This is a genomic window from Acidiferrobacter thiooxydans (assembly GCF_003333315.1).
GTDB classification, from domain to species: Bacteria; Pseudomonadota; Gammaproteobacteria; order Acidiferrobacterales; family Acidiferrobacteraceae; genus Acidiferrobacter; species Acidiferrobacter thiooxydans.
In genome coordinates this window covers 1,311,544-1,327,725 of record NZ_PSYR01000002.1, presented here as the reverse complement: position 1 = coordinate 1,327,725, position 16,182 = coordinate 1,311,544, and the positions used below count along the sequence as shown (strand labels likewise).

Sequence of the window (16,182 nt, the reverse complement as noted above, 5' to 3'; positions counted from 1 at the left end):
CTGATCGCGAGCCCGGAATGACCACGGACGTCGGTGGCGGCGAGCCCGCCGGCGCCATAGACTCGGCCTGGAAGGCCCAAGGAGTAGGCGATGGATCGCGGTGATCTCGTGTTCCCACGATGCGCGGTGTGGGGTATGGCGGCCTGGGTCGCGCTTGCGGCCTTTATGGGCGCTGATGCCGCCGCCAAGACCGTGACATTGTCCCGGCAGGCCTTGCGGAGTCTCGTGCTACCGAGCAAGCCCCCGGTGCCCGCCGATAACCCGATGACCCCCGCGAAGATCGCGCTCGGCAAGGAGCTTTATTTCGATCCGCGGTTATCCAGTACCGGCACGATATCCTGCGATTCCTGCCATAACGTCATGGGTACGGGCACCGACAATCGCAAGTTTCCGCAAGGCGTCGACGGGCGACTGGATACCACGCGCAGCGCGCCCACGGTGTTCAATGCCGCCTTTCTGCCGGTGCAGTTCTGGGATGGCCGGGCGCCTTCGCTCGAGGCGCAGGCCAAGGGGCCGCTTCTGAACCATAAGGAGATGGGTATGCCGAACGGCCAGGCGGTCGCGGCCCGCGTCCGGGCCATCCCTGGTTATCGCCGGCAGTTCCATCGCGTGTTTCCAGGCCCCCATCCCGTGACCTTCGATAACATCACCAAGGCCATAGCAAGCTACGAACGTACGCTTATCACCCCCGACAGCCCCTTCGATCGTTACGCCAAGGGCGATCGCAACGCGATCAGCCCCGAGGCGCGCAAGGGTTTTATGGTGGTGCAGGAGCTGGGCTGCACTTCATGTCATAGCGGGCCCATGTTCAACGGCGCCGGCAATACGCCCATGGGTCAGGGGTTCTTCATGAAGTTCCCGATCTATACCCACAACAAATACGTCGCCGAGTACCATCTCATGGCGCATCTGGGCCGTTACAAGGTCACGCATAACCCGGCCGAGAAGCATATGTGGGTGGTCTCCTCGTGGCGGGACGTCGCGCTCGAGGCGCCCTATTTCAATAACGGCTCGGTCGATACCTTGTCTCAGGCGGTACGGGTCATGGCGCGCGTGGAGCTCAATAAGGCCGTCACCGCGACCCAGGTACGTGAGATCGTGGCGTTTCTCGATACCCTGACCGGTCGGCTCCCCCGACAAACGATGCCCAGGTTGCCAAACACGGTGAATACGGCGTTACCCATGAGCGGCGAATAGCGCGGCTAGGGGCCTGATCACCCACCCTGCCGAACGAACCCCATGCCGGCAGCCGGACCCGGGGCTGGCCGCTTGAGGGCTTGCAGCGTGCCCGCGCCCCACCGGGTTTGCTTGTAATCCACCGCCTTCTATAATTCTTCCTTGTAATGATCGCCGTCTGGGATACCGGCCGGCTGCGGGGCGTGTTCGTGCATCGGGGTTCGACAAACCTGGGCAGCAGTGTACCGTGTCGTCGGCTATGATATATGTCAAGTAAGCGGGCGCGGACGGGAGGCCGCGACGGGCGTGGGGGCGTTCGCGGGATCGGCGGGCGCGCAGCGACCACGGGCGAGACCACGGGATCCTGGGGCGCGGGCGATGGACGTGAGACGGCGTGGGTGGGCGATCAATATCGTGGCCGCGTTGCTCGTCGTGGGTGCCGGCGCGATCGTCGGTCTCACGGTCTTTACCGTGATGCGTACCAATGCCGATGTCGCCCTGCGGCGCAATCTCGTGTCCGGGCTTGCGTTGCGCGTGCAGTGGGCGGTGCGCGACATCCGTGACGCGCGGTTGCGCGTGCGCATGGTTGCCACCCGCCCGTTCCTCGCCGATCAATTGGCGGCCGCGCGCCGGCATGAGGGCGCGGCACTCGGCAGGGTAGAACACGGCCTGCGCGCCTTCCTCGCTATGCGCCTGTCAGCGCTGGCGCTCTATACGAATGCTGGCACCCTCTACGCCCATGCCGGGGCGTTCATGGCGCACCCAGTCGTGGACATGCCCTTGCGCGGAGAGCTCGGTACGACGCTCTTGTGGAACGAGGGGCGCGGCTTCGTGCTGCGCGTGGCCTTGCCGGTCGACCGCCGGCGCGCGGTTGTCGGCTGGGTGGTGGGTGACGCACCCTTGCCGACGTTGGGCCGGCTGCTGCTCGGCGCCAGGGCCCTGCGTTCGGCCGCCAACATCGGTCTGTGTGGTCCGGCGGGCACGCGCATGGCCTGTTTCCCCAATACCTTCGATCCGAGTCAGGCATTTGCGCGCATGGCGCGCCGTCGCGCCGGGGCCCCGCTACCCATAAGCTATGCACTGGCCGGCCACACCGGCTTTATCGTGACACGCAACTATCTGGGGCACCAGGTGGCGGCCGCCTATCGTCCCGTCGCCAATACCGGTCTTGGGATGGTATTGACCATGGACACCGCGGCGCTTTATGCCCCTGTGTATCGGGAATTCACCGTCGTGTTGCCGCTCATCGTGGCGGTGCTGGCGGTCGCGCTCCTGGTATTGCGTTGGCAGCTCGCGCCGCTCGTCGCCGATCTCGTGGCCTCGGAACGGAGCGCCCACGAGGCCCATGAGCGCCTGAAAGATACCGAGAGCTACGTACAGGCGGTTGTGAACAGCGTTGATGAGGGCATCGCCACGATCTCGGAGACAGGCATTGTCGAGACCTTCAACCCCGCCATGGCACGTCTCTTCGGCTACGCACCCGAGGAGGTGATCGGCCATAACGTGAGCCTGCTCATGCCCGAGCCACATCGTAGCCACCACGATGACTACCTGCGCCATTATCGGGATACCGGCGAGGCGCGGGTCATAGGGACCGGCCGGGAGCTTACGGGCCGGCGCCACGATGGCAGCGAGTTTCCGATCGATCTGCGTGTGTCGGAGTTTTATCTGGGTGACAAGCGGCGCTTTATCGGCACGGCGCGCGATGCCACCGGGCGCAAGGAGGCCGAGCGGCGCATGGAGTATGTGGCCACCCACGATACCCTGACCGACCTCCCGGGGCGCGCATTGATCCAGACGCGCATCGATCAGCTCATACGCCGTGCCGAACGCAGCGGCCAGCTGTTCGCGGTGATGTTTGTCGATCTCGACCACTTCAAGGACGTCAACGACTCGCTCGGCCACGACCTGGGCGATCGCTTTCTGCGGCTTGTGGCGCGCCGCCTGCAAGAGGCCTTGCGCGCCGAGGACATGGTTGGACGCCTCGGTGGGGATGAGTTCGTCGTCCTGACGGCGGCGCTGGTTACCCCTTTGGATGCGGCCTTGATCGCCGACAAGCTCCTGCGCGCGCTGTCGGCGCCCTACCTCCTGGAGGGTCACACCCTGTATTGCAGTGCCAGCATCGGCGCCGCCCTCTATCCCCAGGATGGCCGCGACGTCGATACCCTGTTGCGTCACAGCGATACTGCCATGTATCAGGCCAAGCGCTCCGGCCGCGGGCTGTATCGCTGTTACGATGAGGCCGTCAACGCCACTTCGGGCGATGAGGTTCGGCTCGCAAGCGGCCTGCACAAGGCCTTGAGCGCGGGCGAGCTCGTACTGTACTACCGGCCTGTGCGCGCCGTCGGCGACCGTACGGTGGTGGCCGTGGAGACGGCCCTGAAGTGGCGCCATCCGGAACAGGGCCTGTTGGACGGTGATGACTTCCTCGGGATCGCCGAGGAGGCCGGCCTTGCGGTGTCACTCGTCGAGTGGGTACTGCGCCAGGTGGGTAGCGAGATCGCGCGCTGGCGCGATCGTAGCCTCAAGACGGCGCCGGTCTACATCCGGCTTGGTTCGCGGCCGTTTCGGGACGCCCGCCTCCAGGAGTCGTTCGCGGCACTCTTGACCCGCGGCGACGGGTACCTGGGATCGGTGGGCGTGGAGATACGCGAGGAGGACGTGATGGACGACCCGCAGGACGCCCTTGAGGCGCTCTCTTGCTGGCGCCGGCACGGCGTCGATGTGATGCTCGGCGACTACGGGGCCGGGTATTCCAGCCTTCCCTACTTGAAGGCGCTGGCGTTTCGCACGGTGCGTCTCGACGCCTCGTTGACCGTCGATAATTCGGCGGATACCGAGTCCATCGAGGGCCTGACGGCCATCATCGCGACCCTGCACGCGCTTGGTATCGCGGTTGTGGCCTCGCACGTCGCCACCCCGGAGCAATACGAGGCCATGCGCCGCTGGGGTTGTGACCGCTATGTCGGGGATCTGGCGGGCCCGCTCATGCGCGCCGACGGCTGCGCGATGTGTCTTGGTGAACAGGACGCGCCCGCAGCCGGACGGGGCTTGGGCGACGGACGGCCCCTCTCAGGTCCGCTTTAGCCCGCCTCGCCCGATGCGGCGGCGGTCCTCTCCTTGCGGCGCGCCAGACGCTTTTCCAGCGCCCCAGGGCGCTCGGGGATGGTGGTCTCTCCGAATAGCGACTGCTTTAGGAAGCGAAACGCAAAGCGCATGAGGGCCACATCGTCTTGCATCAGTTGTTCACGCTCTTGCGCGGCGATTGCGTAGACCTCGTCGAAGGACGGCGTGCTGATGAAGTCCCGGAATCCATCCAAGTCGTAGCTTGCGAGAAAGAAGAGCTGCAGGCTGCGATCCGATGGCTTGCCTATGGTCGGTCCGCACGAGCGCTTCTTCAACACCACCTGCCGCCACTCCCGATTCATGTCGTCGTAGACGTCGACGCCCTGGCTCTCACGGTAGGCGCGCACGGTCTGCGTCTGCGGCTCGTGATGACCCAGGCAATGTTCTTCCTTCACGACGAAATACGCGTCTTCATCGGTCGGCGAATCCTTTTTGCGCATCGACATGAGGCCGAGGGCGTAATAGCGGCAGGCGGTCGGCCGGTCCTCGTAGACACCGCAGCCTTGCTCGGTGAGAAACTGACAGCGGGTCGACTCATCCGCGGTACGCAGTTTGAGGCCGGGCACACCATGGCCATCCATCTCGAACGGGACCGTGTGACGAAACAGGAACTCGCGCGCGCTTAGCCGAAGGCGCGTCTTGAGACGCAGGATATCGTAGGGCGTGAGCTGGATGTCGATGCTCTGACAGCACTTGTTGAAACATGCGATCCCACTGTGGCAGGCAAACTGAAAATGATCGTCCAGCTCCAGCTTGACGGGGGTTATCGGGCTTTGTGGGCGCGTGTCGGAGGGATCTTGATTCATCGGGTTCCTCGTGGAAATCCAGGATACGACGGACAAAAAAGGGGGTCCCGCAGGACCCCCTCATTATACCTCGTTTAAGCCCGCGCGTATCGCGCTTACGGCGCGGTGGGCTTGGAGACGAGGTCGACGTGCGGACGCTTGAACACGTTCCACTTCTTGGTCTTGCGGTCGTACGTCGAGTTCACAAAGCACTTCCAGTTCTTTTCGTCGACGAAATTGAAGTCCATCCGGTAGTAGAAACCCGGATAGCGCGACTCCTCGCGGAACTGGATATGCTTCATGTGGGCCTCGGCCGCCAGCACGCGATGGTAGTTCTCCCAGGCGCGCAACAGCTCGTGGAGGTCCTTGGCGCGCATCTTCAGCGCGTCTTCCTTCAGCATCTCGAGCTTTTCCTCGGCGACCGCCAGCATCTTGCCATTGGTCTGGTACCAGGTCGCGACCCCCGCCACATACTCGTCCATGATCTTCTGCAGGCGGAACTGCAGCATGCGCGGCGTAATGTAGTTGGGGTTGATGTCGATGGCGGTGGTGTAGTCCTTGTGCTGAAGGAAGGTACGCACCGGACGGTAGATCTCCTCCACCAGATCGTTTACCGGCGTGTCGAGCTCCGGCACCCAATCCTTGTTGTCGAGCGCGAACTTCACCATGCCCTTGGCGGCGATGCGCCCTTCGGCATGCGAGCCCGAGGAGAACTTGTGGCCCGAGGCGCCCACGCCGTCACCGGCCGTGAACAATCCCTTGACGGTGGTCATGGAACGGTAACCCCAGTGCCAGTCATCCGGCGCGCCCAGATCCTCGGGTCCCGAGACCCAGATCCCGGAGCAGCCCGAGTGCGAGCCGAGCAGGTAGGGCTCGGTCGGCATCAGTTCCGATGGCTTCTTCTCGGGCTCGATGTTCTCGCCCGCCCATACCCCGGCCTGGCCGATGCACATGTCGAGGAAGTCTTCCCAGGCCTCGGCCTCGAGGTGTTTGATCTCCTTCGGGGTCATGGTCTCGGCGAGCTTGGCAAGCGCGGTCGGCGTGTCCATGTAGATCGGGCCACGGCCTTCCTTCATTTCATGCAGCATGAGATGGTTACGCAGGCAGCTTGCGGGCACATGGGCGAGACCGTAGGGTGGATACTGCTTCAGCATCTCCTTGTTGCGCTCCATGTAGACCTCGCCAAAGGCATTGACCGCCTTGGCCTTGAACAGCAGGAACCAGGCGCCGACCGGACCATAGCCGTCCTTGAAGCGCGCGGGTACGAAGCGGTTCTCCATCATGGTGAGCTCGGCACCGGCCTCGGCGGCCATGGCGTAGGTCGAGCCTGCATTCCACACCGGGTACCAGGCGCGGCCCGTGCCCTCGCCCACGGAGCGCGGACGGAAGATGTTCACGGCACCGCCGGCGACGAGCAGGCAGGCCTTGAACTTATAGACGTAGACCTTGTGGTCGCGAACACTGAAACCGACCGCGCCCGCTACGCGCTTGGGGTCGTTCTTGTCGTTCACGAGCTTTACGATGAACACACGCTCCTGGATATTGTCCATCCCCAGGGCCTTCTTCGCGGCCTCGGCGACGATGACCTTGTAGGACTCGCCGTTGATCATGATCTGCCATTTGCCGGAACGCACGGGCTTACCGCCGTCTTTCAGCGGCTTGTCCTCGTCGCCCGGCTGCTTCCAGATCGGCAGACCCCACTCCTCGAATAGATGGACCGAGTCGTCGACGTGGCGTCCGACATCATAGGCCAGGTCGTCGCGGGTAATGCCCATGAGGTCATTGGCCACCATGCGCGCGTAATCCGCCGGGTCCTGGCCGCCCATGTAGGTATTGATGGCGGACAGGCCCTGGGCCACGGCGCCGGAGCGGTCCATGGCGGCCTTGTCGACCAGTTTCACCTTGAGCCCCGTACCTTCCGTCCAGCGCATGATCTCATAGGCCGCGCCGCAGGCCGCCATACCGCCGCCGATCAGAAGGATGTCGACGGTCTCCTCAACCACTTGGGGGTTACCAAATGTAGCTTCTGTTGACATGTTTCACCCTACCTCAGAGACCCCGGCCCGGGATCACGGCCCGTTTCGCCGGGTGTCGATTCAAAAACCGCGTCGTGATTACTTGGCGCGGGTCAGCTGGCTCCGGTCGCACGGATACGGTTTGGTTTCGGTAAAAAGCGCCATGTCCGTGAGCTTGGAGAGATCCGCCTTAGGCTTGTCACCGTATGGGTTGATCGAGCCCTCCGGCGTAGTGCGAATCGGAAACTTGAAGCGCTTCATGTTGCCGTTGCGGAACTTGATGGTCCACATGATCGAATCCGTCCCGCGCAGCGGCTGCACCGAGCCGCCCATGGGTACGACGTCGGCGTAGTGGCGCGCCTCGATCGCGTTCTGCGGACAGATCTTGACGCAGGAGTAGCATTCCCAGCACTGCTCGGGTTCCTGATTGAACGCCTTCATTGCATGGCCGGTCTTCGAGCCGTCCTTGTCGAGCAGCATGAGGTCATGAGGGCAGATGTACATGCATGCGGTCTTGTCTTGACCCTTGCAGCCATCGCATTTATCGGTGCGAACAAACGTTGGCATAGTTGACTCCGCTTCTAGGAAAGTGATGTGACGATACGTCCGGGCAAGGCGCACCCACGGCTATTTCGCCGAGTGACCACTGAGCTTGACCTCTACCTTTTCGTCGTCTTTGAGGTTCGCGTAATAATCCCGCAGGATCGCCAGGACCTCCGGGCGGCTGAATTCCGCCGGGACATCCTGGCCTTCCGACAAGGCCTTACGCAGTTTCGTGCCTGATAGGAGCAGGCGATCCTTTTCGCTGTGAGGGCATGTCCGGGTCGAAGCCATGCCACCACACTTGTAACACCAGAAAGTCCAGTCGATTTTCAGAGGTTTCGTTTCGAGCGCCCCGGCCGGAATCTCGTCGAAGATCTTGTGGGCATCGAACGGCCCGTAGTAATCGCCGACCCCCGCGTGGTCGCGCCCTACGATGAGGTGGGAGCAACCGTAGTTTTGGCGGAACAGGGCATGCAGCAGGGCCTCGCGCGGTCCGGCGTAGCGCATGTCGAGGGGGTAGCCGGACTGGATGACGGTATCCTTGACGAACGCCACCTCGATCAGTTTGGCGATCGCCTTCGACCGCACTTCCGCCGGTATGTCGCCGGGCTTCAGTTTGCCGAGCAGCGAGTGGATCATGACCCCGTCGCAGATCTCGACTGCGATTTTCGCCAGATATTCATGCGAGCGATGCATGGGATTGCGGGTCTGGAAGGCCGCGACCGTCGACCAGCCCTTGCTTTCGAACAGGGCGCGGGTTTCGGCCGGCGTCATATATGTTCCCGCGTACTTGGTCGGGAAATCCCCTTGCGAGAGCACCTTGACGGGGCCGGCGATGTTCACCGCCTTTTGTTCCATGACCATCTTTACGCCGGGATGCGCGAGATCGGTGGTCTTGAAGACCGTCTGGCACTCATGGGCCTTGTCGATGGTGTACTTCTCGGCCACCGTCATGGTGGCCATGACCTCGCGGGATTCGCCGTCTACGAGCGCCACCTCTGCGCCGATCGCGAGCTTGGCGGCTACGGCCTCGTCGGCCGACAGGGTGATCGGGATCGGCCAGAACACGCCGTTGGACAGACGCATGTCGTCGCATACGCCGCGCCAGTCGGCTTGATTCATGAACCCGCTCAAGGGTGTGAATCCGCCGATACCCAGCATGATCACGTCCCCGGTCTCGCGCGAGCTCATGGGGAGGGAGGGGAGGCCTTTGGCCCGTTCTTTTTCGGCTGCCGCCGCCGCCCCGGTCAGGAGCAGGGGTTTCAGTGCCGCGCTACCGTGGGGTCTCACCAATCTCGACATTAACGATTTTCCTCGGTTATAAGGCGGATACCAGGCGCACCCGGTCGGCGAGACTCTATAGCCTTACGGTTTGTAAAACTAATCAAGTTTTACGGAAAACCGATAAACCCGCTTTATAAAAGAAAAAACTAAAATTAGAAAAGCCGCTCTATCCTTGCCGTTCGGACGATCAGTGTGCGACGTCCTTCCGGTCTTGGCAAGGCAGCCGCGACCACCGATCCGGGATCGGGGCGCGGCTTTAAGGTCGCCGTCGCGTGCCCAGGGCATTATCGATCGCCTCCGGTTTTTCCACCGGGGGCGTATCGGCGCGTGGCGCCGCGCGACCGCGACCGGGAATACGGTCCGTTTTGGCGACACAGGTTGGCGGGCAGGGCTTGCGCCAGCGACGGGCGCGCGCAGGCGCCGCGGTGTTTGAACGCTCGATCGCGCCCGTGCGGCGCGGCCATCTCAGGGTGCCGATGTCCGGCGGCGCGATCTATCCTGCCCCAAGTCATGACGCAGCACGGCGATATCGACGGCGACGGCATGGAGGGCGTGGGTCCGCCAGCGCGCCAGGGCCGGATCACGGGGTATGCGTGTGGCGTGCAGTGCATGCAGGGTGGCCTCGTAACGGCGCAGGCGAGCGCGCAGGCGAGCGGGCGCGGCCAGCGCCGGGTGCGTCGTCACCGTACGCCCCCGGGGCCGTGGGGCGCGGGGCCCAAGGGTGCGGGCCAAGGGAAGGATGGCCGGCGGTCCCTGGCAGCCGGCCGGCGGGCGCGCGGCATAGATCCAGTGTCCATCGCCCGACCGACACTTGAAGATGGCCCCCACGGCCCGCGCGGTGGCGCCCATGCTCGTGAGCATGGCTACGGCCAGCAGGGATACGATCAGGGGCGGTCTCAACATAGGGTACAATTAAGGCGTAGGGTGGCAGGAAGTCAAATGGTAAGCCGGTCTTTACTTTTGGTGGGCGTGGCCTTTCTGGCAAACGCCTTCGCGGCCACCGCCGGGGGCGGTGTGGGCCTCATCCAGTTGCCCCTGCTGCTGTTTTTGGGGCTCCCTTATCCCCAGGCCCTGGCTACCCACAAGGTGGCCAGCGTGGCGCTGGGCGTGGGTGCCGGGGGCCGCTATCGGCGCAGTGGGCTATTCAACCGCTCGCTCGTGCTGCTGGTCCTGGCCTCGGGGTTGCCGGGTGTGCTCCTGGGGGCGCTCGTGGTGCTCGCCATCCCGCAGGCGCTCATACGCATGGTCCTGGGGGCGCTGACCGTAGGTCTCGGGCTCTATTCGTGGCGCCGCCATGACCTCGGGCAGGTGGCCGTCGCCTGCCACCGCGATCCCTGGGGACTGGCCGTGGGCGGCCTAGGCCTGTTTGTCATCGGTGTCCTGAACGGGTCTGTGACCTCGGGGACCGGGCTCTTTTGTACCTTATGGCTGGTGCGCTGGTTCGGGCTCGATTACAAATCTGCCGTGGCCTATACCCTGACCCTGGTGGGTCTGGTGTGGAACGCCGCCGGCGCCGCGACCCTGGGGTCGTTCGGGCAGATCCGTTGGTCATGGCTCCCCTGGCTCCTGGCCGGGGCGCTCACCGGCAGCTATGCCGGGGCGCACATCGCCGTCGGGTCCTCCAACCGCTGGATCAAGCGTGCCTTCGAGATCCTGACGATCGGCGTGGGCATACGCCTGCTGGTGTAGCGCGTCGATCCCCGAAGGGCGGTAGTGAAGGGGCGACGGCTTTCCTTTCAGTCCGTGGTGCTTGCGCCGTAGCGGGCCCGATAATCGGCAATGGCCTCGCGATATTGCCCCAGACCTTGGCGCCGGCCGAGGTAGGCGAGCAGTCCCGACAACCGTCCGAGGCTCACCACCGGGACATGGTGGCGGGTTGCGACCTCGGCGGCCGCCGATTGCGCGCCGTTGCCACGCTCCTCGCGATCCAGGGCAATCACGACGCCGGCGAGCGTGGCGCCGGCGTCGGCAATGATACGGGCCGATTCCGCGATCGAGGTCCCCGCCGATATGACATCGTCGATGACCAGCACCCGGCCGCGCAAGGGCGCGCCGACGGTGACCCCGCCCTCGCCATGATCCTTGGCCTCCTTGCGATTGAAGCAGTAGGGGGTGTCGCGACCGTATTCGAGGGCGAGTCCCGAGGCCAGCGCCACCGCCAGCGGGATACCCTTATAGGCGGGACCGAATATCACGTCATAGCCAAGCCCTGCGGCCTCGGCGGCGCGCGCGTACAGGCGCCCGAGCTCGGTGAGCGCGCGCCCCGAGGCGAACGCCGCGGCATTGAAGAAATACGGACTCTGGCGTCCTGATTTGAGGGTGAAGGCGCCGAAGGTTAGCGCGCCGCAGGACACCGCGAGGTCGAAAAACGCGTCTTGTGTGTCGTTCATGCCGGGGGTCGTCCAAAGCCCGGATTGAAGGGTAACACGCCGACGATCCGGCCGTCCCTCCGATCGAGGGCCAGCATCACGCTCGTGTAGGTCCCGCGCAGCGGTACGAACACATAATCGCGGAGCGGCCGGTGGCGCTCGCGAAAGTGGCGGATGGCGGCGGCGGCCATATGATTGGTGCGCGCCAAGGCCACGAGCGGGTAGCCATGGGCGAGGGCCGTTTTTTGCTCCGCCGCGGTATAGGGCCGATAGCGCCAGCCGCGCAGAAATACCGGCGGCTCGCCCTGCAGCGTGCGGATCTCGACCCCGAACATGGCCTTCTTGCTGTGCGGCAGTTTCACGTAGACATAGGCCGGGCGCGCCGGCAGGGTGCGCAGCAGGGCCTGGCCCTTGGCGCCGATGAGGGCGACGTGGGCGGCATCCAGGGCATGAAACGCCCCCTGGGAGTAGACGACCATCTGGATGCGGCGGGCATAGAGCAGGTGCACGCCAAATGCGAACGCAATGACCTGGGCGATGACGATGAGCGCCAGATCCGAGCGCAGGCCCTTTTTGTCGGCGCGGAACACGATGAACGTAAGCGCCGGTCCGAGTATCAGGCTGATCCCCGCCAACAGCCCATAGGCCTGCCAGGCCCCGTCAGCGGCCAGCAGCGGGTGCGGGTACCAAAGCGTGCGCATGATCGCGAACACGGCGGCGAGCGCCCCGGCGGTGAACGCGAGATGCCAGGCGGCGGCCTTCAGACGTGACATAGGCTGACCCTCGAGGAACGACCCGGGCGCACCGCCCGGCGGCAACTAGAGATCATAGTCGATAATGAGCGGCGCATGGTCGCTGAAACGCTGATCCTTGTAGACCCGTGCCTGACGGGCCCGCGCGGCAAGGCCGGGTGTGGCGATCTGATAGTCGATCCGCCACCCGACATTTTTGGCGTAGGCCTGTCCACGGTTGCTCCACCAGGTATAGCATCCTTCGCCTTCCGAGGGGCACAGGGCGCGGTGTACGTCCACGAACGACAGCTCGTTCAAGACGCGTGTGAGCCACGCCCGCTCCTCGGGCAGGAAGCCGCTGTTGTGGCGATTGCCGCGCCAGTTCTTTAGATCGATCTCGTGGTGCGCGATGTTGAAATCCCCGCACAGCACGACCTCGCGTCCGCACTGGGCGAGTGTCGCGAGCTGCGGAAAAAAATAGTCCATGAATGCGAATTTCGCGGCCTGTCGTTCGGGCCCGCTGGAACCCGACGGGAGATATACCGACACGACCGAGAGCGTGCCGAATATGAGCTCGAGATAGCGTCCTTCGGCGTCGATGTCAGGCCGTCCGACGCCCGCCACGATGTTATCGGGGGGCCTTTTCGCGTAAATGCCGACGCCGCTGTAGCCGCGTTTGTCGGCATAATGAAAATAGCCCTGATAGCCGCCCGGCGCGCGCATCTCCGGCGTCAGGTCGGCCTCCTGGGCGCGCAGTTCCTGCAGGCACACGACATCAGCGTCCTGCTGGGCGAGCCAGGCGAGAAAGCCCTTGGCGCACGCCGAGCGTATGCCGTTTAGATTGATGGTTACGATGCGGAGCATATGTTTTCAGGCCTCGGGCACCTTGCGAAAATGATCTTCAGGCCGGCGGATGCGCGGATTCGGCCGACATGGCCGCAAGCATGCGCCCGGCCGCCGGCAGCAGCAGGTAGGCGGGGAACGCCAGCAGGAAGGTCAGCAGGAAATAGGGTGCGTAGCCGAGGTCCTGCGCCCCGAAGCCGCTCGCGAAACCGGCCAGGCGCAGGCTCACCGCAAATAGCGACGAGAGCAGGGCGTACTCGGTGGCGGCGCGCTCCTTGCGCACGATCGCCATGAGGAATGCCAGAAAGGCCGCGGTACCAAGGCCTGCGGCAAAGGATTCGAGGGCGCTCACGGAATACAAGAGGAGTTCGTGGGTGAGCGGGATCGGCGTCCCAAGGGTGGCGCGCGGCAGGATGTGCGCGCACGCCGCATAGCCGAGGTTGGGCAGCACCTGGACTAAGCCAAGCACCCATAGCGATTTGTAGATGCCGATGCGATCGGTGATATAGCCGCCTACCAGACCGCCTAGGATCGACAGCCCGATGCCCGCTATGACCGATACCGCCCCGATCTGCGCGGCGCTAAAACCATGATCGACCCAGAATGGCTTGACCATGAAGCCTATGGCGCTGTCGCCGAGCTTATAAAGGACGATGAAGACAAACACCGCCGGCATCCCCGGGCGCCCGGTTATCTCCAGCAGGGCGCCGAATAACGGGCCGTCGGAGGCCGGCGGGACGTGCGGATTGCGGCGCCAAAGGCTCGTGGCCCAGACGATGAGGGTCGCGGCCGCGACATAGAGGAATAGGTGCGGGATGGCGCGTGACCAGTGCAGCGCATCGTTGGCAAGCCACAGGGCACCGAACAGCAAGGCCAGCACCATCGCCAGCGCCTTGGGGCGGCGGCTCAAGGAGGCAAGCTCCTGGCCAAGGGATTGGCGGTCGACGGCCGTGCGCACCTGTTCCCGGGGGGCCGCCAGGCACGCGAGGCCGTCTGCGATCACAAGGCCGGCTGCCAGGATATAGGCATAGCGCCAGCCGATGTAAGTGCTGGCAATCAGCACGAGGCCCGCGGCCAGCATGCCGGCGCGATAGAACCCGATGCGCAGGCCGTTGCCGATACCCATCTCGCCGACCTCGAGGAGCTCCAGGCTATAGCCGTCAATGGCAATGTCGTTGGTCGACGATAGCAGCGTGAAGACCCCGATCGCGGCCAGCGCCGCCGGCCCCACCCCGTGCTCCCATGCCAGGTGCCCCAAGGCGAGCGCCATGGCGAGGTCCGCGCCGAGCATCCACAGCCGGTGATGACGGAAGTGATCGATCGCCGGTGCCCACAGAAACTTGAGCGTCCAAGGCAGCCCCAGCAGGCTTATGACCCCGATCTCCGAGAGCGGCGCGTGGTGTTCGCGGAATGCGACCGGGAACACGTCGCTGAACAGACCGAACGGCAGACCCTCGGCCACGTACAGTACGGCGATCCAGAAGAGGCGTGTACGGACGTCCCGGCGCTTAAGATAATCGCGCACGCCGAAACCTGTAGAGGGCGATCTCCCCGAGGAGATTGGGCAGCAGGCGCAGCGCCAGCCGTTGTCTGTGGGCGTGGTCGACGACCTGCGACTCGAGGACCTCTATCTGCTCGCGCTCGCACAAACGCGCGAAGTCACGCAGCGTGCACAGATGGATGTTGGGCGTGTTATACCATTCATGAGGGAGTGCCGCGGACACCGGCATGCGCCCCAGGACCCCGAGCTGCCAGCGCGTGCGCCAGTGTCCGAAGTTCGGAAAGGTGACGATCCCCTCGGTACCGACGCGCAGCATCTCGCGCAGCAGCCGGTCTGGGTAGCGCACCGCCTGCAGGGTGAGCGACAGCACGACGTAATCGAACGAGCGCTCGTCGAATTCGGAGAGACCCGCATCCAGGTCGGTGTGGATCACATTCACCCCGCGCCGTACGCATTCTGCGACGTGGGTTTCGTCGATCTCCAGCCCGTAACCGCTCGCGCCCTTGCTCTCGGCCAGGTAGGCGAGCAGCGTTCCATCGCCGCAGCCGAGATCCAGCACCCGGCTTCCCGGCCGGATCCAGTCGCCGATGATGCGAAAGTCCACACGTGCCGGGATCATGACGACAGTCCCGCGAACACGCGGTCCATATAGGCCGTGAAGATGTCGACGTAGCGTGGGATGCGCATGAGGAAGGCGTCGTGGCCGTGAGAGGCCTTGATCTCCGCATAGCTTACGTTCAGATCGTTGTCATGAAGCGCCTTTACGATCTCCCGCGAGCGCGCCGGGGCAAACCGCCAGTCGCTGGTAAAGGCGACCACCAGGGTGTCGGCCTTGACCGGCGCGAGCGCTTTGGCGAGATCGCCGTCGGCGGCGCCCGCCGGATCGAAATAATCGAGCGCCTTGGTCATGAGGAGGTAGGTGTTGGCGTCGAAGCGGCCCACGAAGCTATCGGCTTGGTGGCGCAGGTAGCTCTCGACCTCGAAAGCGACTTGATAGTCGAAGTTGAGTTTCCCGCCGCGCAGGCCGCGACCGAATTTCTCGCGCATGATGTCGTCGGAGAGGTAGGTTATGTGCCCGAGCATGCGTGCGATGCGCAGCCCCCTGCGCGGCTCGGTGGCGTGATCGTAGAACCGCCCCTCGTAAAAGTCCGGATCGGTCAAAATCGCCTGGCGTGCCACTTCGTTGAAGGCGATGTTCTGGGCGGTCAGCTTGGGCGCGGCGGCAATGATGACCGCATGCGCCACCCGCTCAGGGTAATCGATCGCCCACTGCAGGGCCTGCATGCCGCCGAGACTGCCGCCGACTACCGCCGCCCATCTCCGAATCCCCAGCCGATCGGCGAGTCGCGCCTGGCTTGCTACCCAGTCGCCGACTGTCACCATCGGAAATTCCGGCCCGTAGGCACGCCCGCTCGCGGGATTGATGGACGCCGGGCCGGTGGAGCCGAAACAGCTGCCGAGATTGTTGCAGGCGACGACGAAAAACTTGGTGGTGTCCAGACTCTTGCCGGGACCGACGTGGTGCTCCCACCAGCCGGGCCTCTTATCGTCGGCGCTATGGTAGCCCGCGACGTGATGACTGCCGCTCAAGGCGTGGCAGACGAGCACGGCATTGCTGGCCTCGGCGTTCAGCGTCCCGTAGGTCTCGTAAACGATCTCATAATCCGCCAGGACGCCGCCACTTGCCAGCGCCAGCGGTTCCGCGAATCGCAACCGGGCTGGGGTTACCAGTCCCACGGAATCTGGGGGAATGGGCTTCACGAATCCACGGGATCACGCAAAGCCCGCAGTGTACTGACTCAAGGATGG

General features: G+C 64.3%; 14 protein-coding genes. 3 read left to right on the top strand and 11 right to left on the bottom strand.

The genetic code is table 11. The features are described from left to right. Positions 1-90: 90 nt before the first annotated feature. Positions 91-1,197, top strand: coding sequence for a cytochrome-c peroxidase (locus tag C4900_RS13460; RefSeq protein ID WP_211306960.1), 1,107 nt, complete (start codon positions 91-93; stop codon positions 1,195-1,197). 363 nt (positions 1,198-1,560) lie between these two features. Next, positions 1,561-4,263 (top strand): putative bifunctional diguanylate cyclase/phosphodiesterase, encoded by a 2,703-nt coding sequence (locus C4900_RS13455; RefSeq protein WP_147267193.1) that lies wholly within the window; start codon positions 1,561-1,563, stop codon positions 4,261-4,263. Here C4900_RS13455 and C4900_RS13450 read toward each other — a convergent pair. The 5 genes from C4900_RS13450 to C4900_RS13430 form a co-directional block, all read right to left on the bottom strand. Next, positions 4,260-5,108 (bottom strand): YkgJ family cysteine cluster protein, encoded by an 849-nt coding sequence (locus C4900_RS13450; protein ID WP_065972014.1) that lies wholly within the window; start codon positions 5,106-5,108, stop codon positions 4,260-4,262. The genes C4900_RS13455 and C4900_RS13450 overlap by 4 nt on opposite strands. A gap of 95 nt (positions 5,109-5,203) precedes the next feature. After that, positions 5,204-7,123, bottom strand: a complete 1,920-nt coding sequence (gene aprA, locus C4900_RS13445) for an adenylyl-sulfate reductase subunit alpha (RefSeq protein WP_114283238.1) — start codon at positions 7,121-7,123, stop codon at positions 5,204-5,206. 78 nt (positions 7,124-7,201) lie between these two features. After that, a complete protein-coding gene (gene aprB / locus C4900_RS13440; RefSeq protein ID WP_065972012.1) occupies positions 7,202-7,669 on the bottom strand; it encodes an adenylyl-sulfate reductase subunit beta in 468 nt (155 codons plus the stop codon). A gap of 60 nt (positions 7,670-7,729) precedes the next feature. After that, positions 7,730-8,947, bottom strand: a complete 1,218-nt coding sequence (gene sat, locus C4900_RS13435) for a sulfate adenylyltransferase (protein ID WP_065972011.1) — start codon at positions 8,945-8,947, stop codon at positions 7,730-7,732. A gap of 447 nt (positions 8,948-9,394) precedes the next feature. Then, on the bottom strand, positions 9,395-9,832 hold the full coding sequence (locus C4900_RS13430; protein ID WP_114283237.1) for a hypothetical protein: 438 nt from the start codon (positions 9,830-9,832) through the stop codon (positions 9,395-9,397). Between the two features lie 36 nt (positions 9,833-9,868). Here C4900_RS13430 and C4900_RS13425 point away from each other — a divergent pair, with 36 nt between their 5' ends. Beyond that, on the top strand, positions 9,869-10,618 hold the full coding sequence (locus C4900_RS13425; RefSeq protein ID WP_065972009.1) for a sulfite exporter TauE/SafE family protein: 750 nt from the start codon (positions 9,869-9,871) through the stop codon (positions 10,616-10,618). 47 nt (positions 10,619-10,665) lie between these two features. On the opposite strand, the gene pyrE is transcribed toward C4900_RS13425, so the two are convergent. From pyrE to metX, 6 genes are read right to left on the bottom strand one after another with little or no spacing between them, the layout of a single operon-like run. Further along, positions 10,666-11,319, bottom strand: a complete 654-nt coding sequence (pyrE, locus tag C4900_RS13420; protein ID WP_065972008.1) for an orotate phosphoribosyltransferase — start codon at positions 11,317-11,319, stop codon at positions 10,666-10,668. Beyond that, entirely contained in the window at positions 11,316-12,071 is a 756-nt protein-coding gene (locus C4900_RS13415) for a hypothetical protein (RefSeq protein WP_141689401.1), read from the bottom strand. Before C4900_RS13415 ends, pyrE begins: the two co-directional genes overlap by 4 nt. 45 nt (positions 12,072-12,116) lie before the next feature. Next, positions 12,117-12,893: an exodeoxyribonuclease III gene (locus C4900_RS13410; RefSeq protein ID WP_114283236.1), complete on the bottom strand. Its 777-nt coding sequence runs from the start codon at positions 12,891-12,893 to the stop codon at positions 12,117-12,119. Between the two features lie 37 nt (positions 12,894-12,930). Next, positions 12,931-14,397, bottom strand: coding sequence for an MFS transporter (locus tag C4900_RS13405; RefSeq protein ID WP_114283235.1), 1,467 nt, complete (start codon positions 14,395-14,397; stop codon positions 12,931-12,933). After that, the gene (gene metW / locus C4900_RS13400) at positions 14,381-14,992 is read right to left on the bottom strand and encodes a methionine biosynthesis protein MetW (RefSeq protein WP_065972004.1); all 612 of its coding nucleotides are present in this window, start codon (positions 14,990-14,992) and stop codon (positions 14,381-14,383) included. The genes C4900_RS13405 and metW overlap by 17 nt, the downstream gene beginning before the upstream one ends. Continuing rightward, on the bottom strand, positions 14,989-16,134 hold the full coding sequence (gene metX, locus C4900_RS13395; protein WP_114283234.1) for a homoserine O-succinyltransferase MetX: 1,146 nt from the start codon (positions 16,132-16,134) through the stop codon (positions 14,989-14,991). Before metX ends, metW begins: the two co-directional genes overlap by 4 nt. Positions 16,135-16,182 lie beyond the last annotated feature (48 nt).

Excerpts from the sequence above, each read along its gene's own strand:
- C4900_RS13450 (WP_065972014.1), bottom strand. The coding sequence starts at position 5,108 with ATGAATCAAGATCCCTCCGACACGCGCCCACAAAGCCCGATAACCCCC.
- aprA (WP_114283238.1), bottom strand. The coding sequence starts at position 7,123 with ATGTCAACAGAAGCTACATTTGGTAACCCCCAAGTGGTTGAGGAGACC.
- C4900_RS13410 (WP_114283236.1), bottom strand. The coding sequence starts at position 12,893 with ATGCTCCGCATCGTAACCATCAATCTAAACGGCATACGCTCGGCGTGC.
- aprB (WP_065972012.1), bottom strand. The coding sequence starts at position 7,669 with ATGCCAACGTTTGTTCGCACCGATAAATGCGATGGCTGCAAGGGTCAA.
- sat (WP_065972011.1), bottom strand. The coding sequence starts at position 8,947 with ATGTCGAGATTGGTGAGACCCCACGGTAGCGCGGCACTGAAACCCCTG.
- C4900_RS13430 (WP_114283237.1), bottom strand. The coding sequence starts at position 9,832 with ATGTTGAGACCGCCCCTGATCGTATCCCTGCTGGCCGTAGCCATGCTC.
- C4900_RS13460 (WP_211306960.1), top strand. The coding sequence starts at position 91 with ATGGATCGCGGTGATCTCGTGTTCCCACGATGCGCGGTGTGGGGTATG.
- C4900_RS13425 (WP_065972009.1), top strand. The coding sequence starts at position 9,869 with ATGGTAAGCCGGTCTTTACTTTTGGTGGGCGTGGCCTTTCTGGCAAAC.
- pyrE (WP_065972008.1), bottom strand. The coding sequence starts at position 11,319 with ATGAACGACACACAAGACGCGTTTTTCGACCTCGCGGTGTCCTGCGGC.
- C4900_RS13415 (WP_141689401.1), bottom strand. The coding sequence starts at position 12,071 with ATGTCACGTCTGAAGGCCGCCGCCTGGCATCTCGCGTTCACCGCCGGG.
- metW (WP_065972004.1), bottom strand. The coding sequence starts at position 14,992 with ATGATCCCGGCACGTGTGGACTTTCGCATCATCGGCGACTGGATCCGG.